The sequence below is a fragment of the Limnohabitans sp. genome (assembly GCF_031538885.1).
GTDB lineage: Bacteria > Pseudomonadota > Gammaproteobacteria > Burkholderiales > Burkholderiaceae_C > Limnohabitans.
The window spans coordinates 1-9,798 of record NZ_JAVKLW010000027.1 but is presented as its reverse complement, the minus strand read 5'-3'; the positions used below and the strand labels follow the sequence as shown (position 1 = coordinate 9,798).

9 protein-coding genes are annotated in these 9,798 nt (G+C 56.8%); 6 read left to right on the top strand and 3 right to left on the bottom strand.

Annotated elements, in window-relative coordinates; genetic code table 11:
- The first annotated feature begins 34 nt into the window (after positions 1-34).
- From RMS03_RS01850 to katG, 4 genes are all read left to right on the top strand, one after another.
- Positions 35-442: an HpaII family restriction endonuclease gene (locus RMS03_RS01850; protein ID WP_310625416.1), complete on the top strand. Its 408-nt coding sequence runs from the start codon at positions 35-37 to the stop codon at positions 440-442.
- 14 nt (positions 443-456) lie between these two features.
- A complete protein-coding gene (fmt, locus tag RMS03_RS01845) occupies positions 457-1,434 on the top strand; it encodes a methionyl-tRNA formyltransferase (protein ID WP_310625417.1) in 978 nt (325 codons plus the stop codon).
- 118 nt (positions 1,435-1,552) lie between these two features.
- Positions 1,553-1,642: a hypothetical protein gene (locus RMS03_RS11610; RefSeq protein ID WP_405023488.1), complete on the top strand. Its 90-nt coding sequence runs from the start codon at positions 1,553-1,555 to the stop codon at positions 1,640-1,642.
- A gap of 441 nt (positions 1,643-2,083) precedes the next feature.
- Positions 2,084-4,297 (top strand): catalase/peroxidase HPI, encoded by a 2,214-nt coding sequence (katG, locus tag RMS03_RS01840; RefSeq protein ID WP_310625415.1) that lies wholly within the window; start codon positions 2,084-2,086, stop codon positions 4,295-4,297.
- A 39-nt stretch (positions 4,298-4,336) separates the two neighbouring features.
- Here katG and RMS03_RS01835 read toward each other — a convergent pair whose 3' ends face one another.
- From RMS03_RS01835 to RMS03_RS01825, 3 genes are read right to left on the bottom strand one after another with little or no spacing between them, the layout of a single operon-like run.
- A complete protein-coding gene (locus RMS03_RS01835; RefSeq protein ID WP_310625414.1) occupies positions 4,337-4,531 on the bottom strand; it encodes a hypothetical protein in 195 nt (64 codons plus the stop codon).
- Positions 4,532-4,550: 19 nt separating this feature from the next.
- Positions 4,551-5,363: a biotin--[acetyl-CoA-carboxylase] ligase gene (locus tag RMS03_RS01830; RefSeq protein ID WP_310625413.1), complete on the bottom strand. Its 813-nt coding sequence runs from the start codon at positions 5,361-5,363 to the stop codon at positions 4,551-4,553.
- Positions 5,364-5,368: 5 nt separating this feature from the next.
- The gene (locus RMS03_RS01825; RefSeq protein ID WP_310625412.1) at positions 5,369-5,974 is read right to left on the bottom strand and encodes an SET domain-containing protein-lysine N-methyltransferase; all 606 of its coding nucleotides are present in this window, start codon (positions 5,972-5,974) and stop codon (positions 5,369-5,371) included.
- Between the two features lie 111 nt (positions 5,975-6,085).
- On the opposite strand from RMS03_RS01825, the gene RMS03_RS01820 reads away from it, so the two are divergent.
- Together RMS03_RS01820 and RMS03_RS01815 are read left to right on the top strand one after the other, a co-directional pair.
- Positions 6,086-9,055 (top strand): DNA topoisomerase III, encoded by a 2,970-nt coding sequence (locus RMS03_RS01820; RefSeq protein WP_310625411.1) that lies wholly within the window; start codon positions 6,086-6,088, stop codon positions 9,053-9,055.
- Positions 9,056-9,072: 17 nt separating this feature from the next.
- Positions 9,073-9,798: type I restriction enzyme HsdR N-terminal domain-containing protein (locus tag RMS03_RS01815; protein ID WP_310625410.1), on the top strand; the 726-nt coding region annotated here is incomplete at its 3' end.

Genomic DNA, 9,798 nt, shown 5'->3' with positions numbered 1-9,798 from the left:
TGGTATCGTTCTTCTCGGCTGAGGTGCTTGTACATTGGGCAACTTCGACTTGGCGGTTAAAGCGGCCATGATGCTCTCGCATCCTCAGCCACCTATAACCAGTTCATCTTTGTTGCACTTCGTCCTTGAATCCGCCAATTTAAAAGACGGCCATCCTTTTTACGAATATAAAATAAAAAGACTTCTTTCTGACGTTGCTTTAGGCATGATGCCTTCAAAAGTTTGGGGCGGCAGGCTTGATGCGACGGGTGGTTATTTGGTTGTGAAGGAGGATGGGGATGTTTTGTGTTACCACATTTACAGCCGAAATGAGTTTGAAAGTTATCTGTTTGCAAATACGAAGCTAGAAACTGCGAGCAGTACAAGACATGGATTTGGGGTTGTTTACAAAGAAGGTCGGCAACTTTATTTCAAATTAAACCTGCAAATGCGATTCCTCTAAAAATGCCATCAACTTTGCGCGTCATCTTCGCTGGCACCCCTGAGTTTGCAGCCACGGCCTTGGCGCAAATTTTGGCCGCAGGCCACACCGCGCCCTTGGTGCTGACGCAGCCCGATCGCCCAGCGGGTCGCGGCATGAGGCTGCAAGCTTCTGCCGTCAAACAGTTGGCGCTGCAACATCACATACCCGTTGCCCAGCCTTTGAGCTTGCGCCTAGACGGCAAATACCCAGACGATGCAGCCGCGGCACACGCCGCGATTGCCGAAGCGAAGGCTGATGTGATGGTGGTGGCTGCCTATGGCCTCATCTTGCCGCAGTGGACATTGAGCACCCCGCGTTTGGGCTGCCTCAACATTCACGCATCGCTCTTGCCACGCTGGCGCGGTGCTGCGCCGATTCACCGTTCCATCGAGGCGGGTGACGCGCAAACCGGCGTGGTCATCATGCAAATGGACGCGGGCCTAGATACTGGTGAGATGCTGCTGACGGGTGTGGTGGACATTGCCCCTGACGACACCACCGCCAGTCTGCACGACCGCTTGGCAGACCTCGGTGGTGCGCTGGTGGTGCGCGCTTTGGCAGACGCGCAAGCGGGCAAGTTGCAGCCTGTGAAGCAGCCTGAAGCGGGCATCACCTACGCTCACAAAATCGAGAAAAACGAAGCCGCGGTGGACTGGCAACAATCCGCTGCAACCATTGCTCGCCGTGTGCGTGCGTTCAACCCCTTCCCCGCCGCATCGGCGCAACTGGGCGCAGACACCATCAAACTGTGGCGCGCCACGGTGGAGGCCTCCATTCACAACGCCAAGCCCGGCACGGTGTTGAGTGCGGACGCACATGGTGTGCGGGTGGCCTGCGGCGAAGGCGTGCTGTGCGTGACCGAGCTGCAACGCGCCGGTGGCAAACGCTTGAACGCTGCTGACTTTTTACATGGCTTCGCACTCACCCCCGGCCAATGCTTTGAGCCCCACCACACACACAAAGACACTTGATGTTTTGGCAAAGCAGACTCCAGCAACACCCTGAGTTTCGGCTCGGCGCACAACACTACGCGCAACAAGCGCTGGGCCAAGTGGCTTGATGACGGGCGTGGCGATGGTCAATTCCGGTATGAGCGTGTTCGAGTCCATCGCCATGACGCTGTTGGTCTACGTCGGTAGTTCGCAGTTGGCCGCCATTCTTTTTTCATCCCGCCAGTGATAGCGGATGTTCCATCCCTTGCTATCTATGTCGTTCAAAGTCAAACCATCAAACACGACGGGCACTATGCTTGTGAAGATGCTGCTGTATGCGCCAGTTGGTGACGGGTTGAGGGTGTGCTCAGCCAAGTCGAGCGCGATTTACCTGCTGGGTTTTCTGCACGCGTGGCACACAGCATTTTTGACGGCACACGCAAACACTTGAAGTTGTTTCATACCGCCGCCCAAAAATAGCCTCCGTCTAACCCATTGATAGAAGCAATTGTCTAGACTATCTTCATAGAACCCGTCAAAGTAGAGCCTGTCAGTAACGACGAAGGGCGTCACGATGAGCGGGCATCAAATCCAAATCTTCATCACATGGCAAGCCGCGTTACTGACCAATCTCGCTCAAGCATCTTGAGCAGACCAAGCAGTTGTTTTTACTTCCAAGGAGTTACACATGAGTCAACCATCAGAGACCGGCAAATGCCCATTCCACGCAGCAGGCGGCGCACAGGCGCAGCAAGGCGCACAGTCCAACGCACAGTGGTGGCCTAACCAACTCAACCTGGCTATCTTGCACCAGCACCAAGCGGCATCCAACCCCATGGATGCGGACTTTAATTACCACGAAGCCTTCCAAAAGCTCGATTACGTCGCGCTCAAAAAGCACCTGGCCGGCTTGATGACCCAAAGCCAAGATTGGTGGCCTGCCGACTACGGCCACTACGGTGGTTTGTTCATTCGTTTGGCGTGGCACGCCGCAGGCACCTACCGCACCGCAGATGGACGCGGTGGCGCCAGCACAGGCAACCAGCGTTTTGCCCCCCTCAACAGCTGGCCCGACAACGGCAACCTCGACAAAGGCCGCCGCTTGCTGTGGCCCATCAAACAAAAATACGGCAACCAAATTTCATGGGCTGACTTGTTCATCCTCTGCGGCAACGTCGCCATGGAAACCATGGGTTTCAAAACCTTTGGTTTTGGCGGTGGCCGTGTGGACATTTGGGCCCCTGAAGAAGATGTGTACTGGGGTGCTGAAAAAGAATGGCTCGCCACCAGCGACAAACCCAACAGCCGCTATAGCGGCGAGCGCCAACTGGAAAACCCACTGGCTGCCGTGCAAATGGGTTTGATTTATGTGAACCCACAAGGCCCTGACGGCAACCCTGACCCCTTGCTCTCAGGCAAGGACGTGCGCGAAACCTTTGCTCGTATGGCCATGAACGACTACGAGACCGTCGCCTTGGTGGCCGGTGGTCACACCTTTGGCAAAATGCACGGCGCAGGTGACGCCGCCAAAGTAGGCCCCGAACCCGAAGCAGCCCCCATGCACGAAATGGGCTTGGGCTGGATCAACAGCCACGGCAGCGGCAAAGGTGCAGACACCACCACCAGCGGCTTTGAAGGCGCATGGAAGCCCAACCCCACCCAGTGGGACATGGGCTACTTCAAAGTGCTGTTCAAGTACGAGTGGGAGCAAATGACCACCGCCGCAGGCGCCATCCAATGGCGCGCCAAAAACGTTGCGCCCGAAGACATGGTGGTCGATGCGCACGACCCCAGCAAGAAGCACCCGCCCCACATGACCACGGCCGACTTGTCACTGCGCTTTGACCCCGCGTACGAAAAAATTTCGCGCCACTTCTTAGCCAACCCCGACGAATTTGCCGACGCTTATGCACGTGCATGGTTCAAACTGACCCACCGCGACATGGGGCCCAAATGCCTTTACCTCGGCCCAGAAGTGCCTGCCGAAGATTTGATTTGGCAAGACCCGTTGCCTGCTGTGACGCACCCCGTGATCAGCCACAGCGATGCCACTGAGCTGAAAAACAAAATTTTGGCCAGCGGTTTGACCGTGGCCGAACTGGTGTCCACCGCGTGGGCGTCTGCATCGACCTTTCGCAACAGTGACAAACGGGGTGGAGCCAACGGCGCGCGCATTCGCCTTGCGCCGCAAAAGAACTGGGAGCTCAACCAACCCGAACAATTGGCACGCGTGCTGGCCACGCTGGACATCATCCGCACTGGTTTTCACACCAACCACCGCGGCGGCAAACAAGTCTCTATGGCCGACCTCATCGTGCTGGCAGGCAGCGCAGGCATTGAAGCAGCAGCCAAAGCCGCAGGTCACTCGGTGGAAGTGCCTTTTACGCCAGGCCGCACCGATACCACGCCTGAGCAAACCGACGCCGAATCGTTTGCCGTGTTGGAGCCTCAAGCCGATGGCTTTCGCAACTATCGCCAAAAAGCGTTCCGCGTCTCACCAGAAGAAATGTTGCTCGACAAAGCCCAGTTGCTCGGCTTGTCTGCGCCTGAGATGACGGTCCTCGTGGGTGGCTTGCGTGTTTTAGGGGCCAACCATGGCGGCAACAAGCAAGGTGTGTTCACTCAACGCCTTGGGCAGCTGACCACCGACTTCTTCACCAATTTGGTGGACATGTCCATCGCTTGGCAACCCAGCGGCGACAACGCGTTTGAAGGCCGCGATCGAAAAACGGGTGCCGTCAAGTGGACTGCCAGCCGTGTGGACTTGGCGTTTGGCTCTAACTCCCAGCTGCGTGCCATTGCCGAGGTCTATGCCCAAAACGACAACGCCAGCAAGTTTGTCAAAGACTTTGTGGCCGCTTGGACCAAGGTGATGAACTTGGATCGCTTCGATCTGAAGTGACCCTTGGCCGCTTCGTACACTAGACGCGGAAGAGGTTTTTTATTTGGACTCAGACGCTGCTGGCTTGATCGTCAATAGCTCTGGGTCCACTTGGTTTTCGAGACGCTGTGGCTCTTGCACGGGCTTAGGCCCCAAGCCCAAAAAACGCAAACTGCCGTCGTTCCACAGCCAATACAGCAAGTTGATGGCGACCAAAGCGAACACCACGTTGCGCCAAAAATATTTCAAGCTCATGGGGGATCACCTCTTGGGTTTAAACAGGTCGAACGCTCACTTCTGAGCTGCTGATGATCTCTTCGCCTTGCGCCGTCGCCACCAACAACGCGCCCGTGGCATCCACACCATGAGCCACGCCGCTGCGGCCATCACTCAAGGTCACGGGCAGCTGGTGCAGCGCGTCGCGTGCATTGAACGCGTTTTGCAACGGGGCAAAACCTGTGCGCTCAAACGCTAACAAGGTGGCCAGCAAGGGCTCGGCCACTTTCATCAAGGCCTGCGGTGCGGTGATGCCGCTTTGTAGGTCTTGCAGGCCCAATGGCGCGGTCGACAGGCCGTCGGCCATGGGTGGGGCGATGTTGACGCCCACACCCACCACACAGTAACGCGCTTGATCTCGACCCTGCTCGCCGCTTTGGCCTGCGCTGGGTGGCAAGGCAGTTTCAATCAAGATGCCGGCCAACTTGCCCCATCCGAGGGCGGTGCCGGGGCGTTGGACCCACAAGTCATTGGGCCACTTCAAGCGCACACCGAAGTCGCCCTGCGGGTCTAAGCTGCGCGCCAGCGACAGGCCGACAGCCAGTGACAAGCCAGACCAATCCACAGGCTTGAGCATGAGCCCCAATGAGAAGGTCAACGCATGGCCCGCTTCGCCATGCCACGGGCGGCCTAGTCGGCCACGGCCAGCGGTTTGGGTTTCGGCCACCAGCAGCACCGGCTCGGTTTGGCCCGCGCGTACGCGGCGCATCAGCTCGGTGTTGGTGGAGTCGATCTCGGGCAGCACCTCGACCGTCAAGCCTGGCTGCCTTGCAACCATCGCGAGCCAGAGGTCTTCAGCAGGCCAGATCATTCGGCTTAGGCCTTTTTAGACTTGGCCTTGTCGGCTTTCTTGGACGACTTCTTTTTGTCGTCTTTGGTTGGCTTGCTTTTTGGTTTGTCTGCCTTTTTTGCCTTGGGCTTCTCGTCTTTCGGGAACTCAGAAGTGGACGACAACAAAGTGCCACGGCACTTCTTGGCACCGCACCAGCAGGGGTATTCGAGTTTGAGTTCTGGCGTCAGTGGTGCATCAATGACCAAGCCATAGTCGTAGTTCAGCTCTTCACCGGCCTTGATGTCGCGAATGGCTTTGATGAACACGCGGCCATTTACTTCGTCAGGCTCGCAGCTGGGCTTGCACGAGTGGTTGATCCAACGCGAGGAATTGCCACCGTATTTGGCATCAATCACATGCTTTTCGTCGATGTGAAAGTAAAACGTGTGGTTGGGGTCGGTGGGGTCATGCGGGTGGCGGCGCAGCGCCTCTTTCCAGCTGATGATCTCGCCCACATACTCAATGATGGTCTCGCCCTGAGCAAAATCGCTCAGTGCAAAAACCCCCTTGCCATGGACGCCAGAACGGCGGGTTTGAATACGACGGCCTTTGATCGGCGCGGGGGGCTGGGCGGAAGATTTTTTGGACACTGAATTTTTCTGTTAACTTAAATACGTACGCATGTGCGTGCGCGCCCGTGGGCGCGCGTGCGTACGCGAGAGCAAGCGAATTGTAGTGGTCAGTTTTTAAGGAGCTTTGAAATGAGCAAAACCCTCGTGATTGCCGAAAAACCTTCGGTCGCGCAAGACATCGTGCGCGCACTCACGCCTATGGCGGGGAAGTTCGAAAAACACGACGATCACTTTGAGAGCGACACCTATGTGGTCTCCAGTGCTGTGGGCCACTTGGTGGAAATCCAAGCCCCTGAAGAGTTTGACGTCAAGCGCGGCAAATGGAGCTTTGCCAACCTGCCCGTGATTCCCCCCTTCTTCGACTTGAAGCCCGTCGAAAAAACCAAGAGCCGGTTGAACGCCGTCGTCAAGCTGGCCAAGCGCAAAGACGTGACCGCCCTCATCAACGCCTGTGACGCGGGCCGCGAGGGTGAGCTGATCTTCCGCTTGATTGAGCAATACGCGGGCGGCAAAAAACCACTCGACAAACCTGTCAAACGCCTGTGGTTGCAATCCATGACGCCTCAAGCCATTCGCGATGGCTTTGACTCACTGCGCACCCAACAACAAATGCAAGGCTTGGCTGACGCCGCACGCAGCCGCTCGGAAGCCGACTGGTTGGTGGGCATCAACGGCACACGCGCCTTGACCGCATTCAACTCACGCGAAGGGGGCTTCTTCTTGACCACCGTGGGCCGTGTGCAAACGCCAACGCTGTCGGTGGTGGTGGAACGGGAAGAACAAATTCGCAAATTCATCAGCCGCGACTATTGGGAAATTCATGCGTCATTCAAGGTGGAAGCGGGCAGCTACCCCGCCAAGTGGTTCAACCCTGAACACAAAAAAGACGCGGAAGACGCTGAGAAAAAACACGACCGCGTGTGGAGCGAGACCGAAGCCTTGGCCATTGCCGATGCCGTGCGCAACCAACAAGCCGCCGTCACCGAAGAGAGCAAGCCCACCACCAAGGCCAGCCCAGGTTTGTTTGACTTGACCTCGCTGCAACGCGAGGCCAACGGTCGCTTTGGCTTCTCAGCCAAAACCACTTTGGCCTTGGCGCAAAGTTTGTACGAGCGTCACAAAGCGCTGACCTACCCTCGTACAGATTCACGCCACTTGCCTGAAGACTACGTGGCTGTGGTGAAAGACACCTTCGCCATGCTCGCCGACAGCGGCATGAAGCACCTCGAACAACACGCCACGGGCGCGCTGAACAACAACTACGTGCGCAAACTGCCTCGCGTGTTTGACAATAAAAAGGTCAGTGATCACTTTGCGATCATCCCCACCCTGCAAGCGCCCAGTGGTTTGTCTGAAGCCGAGCAAAAGTTGTACGACTTGGTGGTGCGCCGCTTCATGGCGGTGTTCTTCCCCAGCGCCGAATACATGGTGACCACGCGTATCAGCACGGTCAAGGCCGCGGGCATTGACCACCACTTCCGCACCGAAGGCAAAGTGTTGGTCAACGCCGGCTGGATGGCCGTGTACGGCAAAGACGCCGCGCAAGAAGCCTCTGACAACGAAGAAGACGGCAAAACCCTCGTCGCGTTGAAAGCGGGCGAATCAGCCAAGAACGAATCCGCCGAAGCCAAAGGCCTGAAAACCCGCCCACCCGCACGCTACAGCGAAGCAACGCTGCTGGGCGCGATGGAAGGTGCAGGCAAGCTGGTGGAAGACGACGAGTTCCGCGAAGCCATGCAAGAAAAAGGCTTGGGCACACCTGCCACACGCGCCGCCACCATCGAAGGCTTGCTCAACGAAAAATACCTCCTCCGCGATGGCCGCGAGATGATCCCGACCGCCAAAGCATTCCAACTGTTCACACTGCTGCGCGGCTTGGGCGTGGAAGAGTTGTCCAAGCCCGAACTCACGGGTGGCTGGGAACACAAGCTCTCGCTCATGGAACACGGCCAACTGAGCCGCGAAGCGTTCATGCGCGAGATTGCCGAGATGACTGAGCACATCGTCAAAAAGGCCAAAGAATTTGACCGTGACACCATCCCCGGCGACTACGCCACCTTGAAGACACCGTGCCCCAAGTGCGGCGGCGTGGTGAAAGAAAACTACCGCCGCTACGCCTGCGTGGGCAAAGACGGCGGCGCCTCTGACTCGGGCGAGAACGGCGCAGGCTGCGGCTTCTCCATCAGCAAAATTCCAGGCGGGCGCACCTTTGATGTGGCTGAAGTGGAACAGTTCTTGACCGACAAAAAGATTGGCCCCCTCGACGGCTTCCGCTCCAAAGCGGGCTGGCCGTTCACCGCAGAGATTGCGCTGAAGTACAGCGAAGAAGACCAAAACTGGAAACTCGAATTCGACTTTGGGGACGACGGAGCCGACTCGGGCGAAATCGTGGAGTTCAGCGCCGCAGCACCGTTGGGCAACTGCCCCAAGTGCGGCAGCCCTGTCCACGAACACGGCAGCAACTACGTGTGCAGCAAGGCCGTGCCCACCCACGCGCAGGCCACCCCCAGCTGCGACTTCAAGAGCGGCAAAATCATCTTGCAGCAGCCCGTTGAGCGCGAGCAAATGACCAAGCTGCTGAGTGAAGGCAAAACCGATTTGCTCGACAAGTTTGTGTCCATGCGCACACGTCGCGCGTTCAAAGCCTTTTTGCAGTGGGACGCCGAAGCAGGTAAGGTGAACTTTGCGTTTGAACCCCGTGTGAGCAAGTACCCTGCACGCGGCGGCAAAACGCCCACCACCAACGCGCTCATCAAAGCCGCTGGCAAAAAAGTGCCGGCCAAAACCACCAAGGCCACCAAAGCAAAGGCCGAGAAAGTGGCCAAGCCTAAATCGTCCACGAAGACACCGCGCAAAGTCACCGCAGGCTTTTTGCCCAGCGCTGACTTAGCCAACGTGATTGGTGCTGAAGCCGTGGCGCGCACCGACGTCATCAAAAAGCTGTGGGACTACATCAAGGCCAACAGCTTACAAGACGCCACCAACAAACGCGCCATCAACGCCGATGCCAAACTCTTGGCTGTGTTTGGCAAGCCTCAAGTGACTATGTTTGAACTGGCGGGCATTGCAGGCAAACACTTGCGACCCATTGGTGAGTGAGCCATAGAAAGAACACCATGACGATCCACCTCGCACAACTGCTCAAAGACAGCAGCTACAAGCTGACGCAATTCAACACCAAACAAATCAAAACCTTAGAAAAACGGATCACCATCAACGACGCTGGCAAAAAACCCGCGCCCTATGTTGAATGCTTGGTGCGTCAAAAGCAAATCAAACTCACGCCTGAAGAGGCCGTCAGGCAGCTGTACTTGATGGTACTCATGGACGACTTGGGCTACCCTGCCACACGCATTGAGCTGGAATATGGCGTTGTGTTTGGGCGCGAGAAAAAACGCGCCGACATCTGCATTTTTGACAAAGACAAAACCACCACACCCTACATCTTGGTAGAGCTGAAAAAGCCAAAGCTCAAAGACGGCAAAGAACAACTTAAGAGCTATTGCAATGCCACAGGCGCACCGATGGGCGTGTGGTCCAACGGTGAGCAAATATCGTTCTACCACCGCAAAGACCCGAACTACTTTGAAGACATTCCGGCCATTCCGGCCGTGCGCGAAAAACTCTCCGACATTCTGTCGGAGCGCTGGACGATTGACGACCTTGTTAAAAAAGACAAGCTCGTCAACGAAAAAAAATCGCTGAAAGACCTCATCCTAGAAATGGAAGACGAGGTGTTAGCCAACGCGGGCGTCGATGTGTTTGAAGAACTCTTCAAACTCGTTTTCACCAAATTGTTTGACGAGATGGAGAGCGGGCGCGACAAAAAACGCCACCTTGTG

Coding starts and splice junctions, on each gene's coding strand:
- RMS03_RS01830 (WP_310625413.1), bottom strand. CDS start 5,363: ATGATCTGGCCTGCTGAAGACCTCTGGCTCGCGATGGTTGCAAGGCAG.
- RMS03_RS11610 (WP_405023488.1), top strand. CDS start 1,553: ATGAGCGTGTTCGAGTCCATCGCCATGACGCTGTTGGTCTACGTCGGT.
- RMS03_RS01820 (WP_310625411.1), top strand. CDS start 6,086: ATGAGCAAAACCCTCGTGATTGCCGAAAAACCTTCGGTCGCGCAAGAC.
- katG (WP_310625415.1), top strand. CDS start 2,084: ATGAGTCAACCATCAGAGACCGGCAAATGCCCATTCCACGCAGCAGGC.
- RMS03_RS01835 (WP_310625414.1), bottom strand. CDS start 4,531: ATGAGCTTGAAATATTTTTGGCGCAACGTGGTGTTCGCTTTGGTCGCC.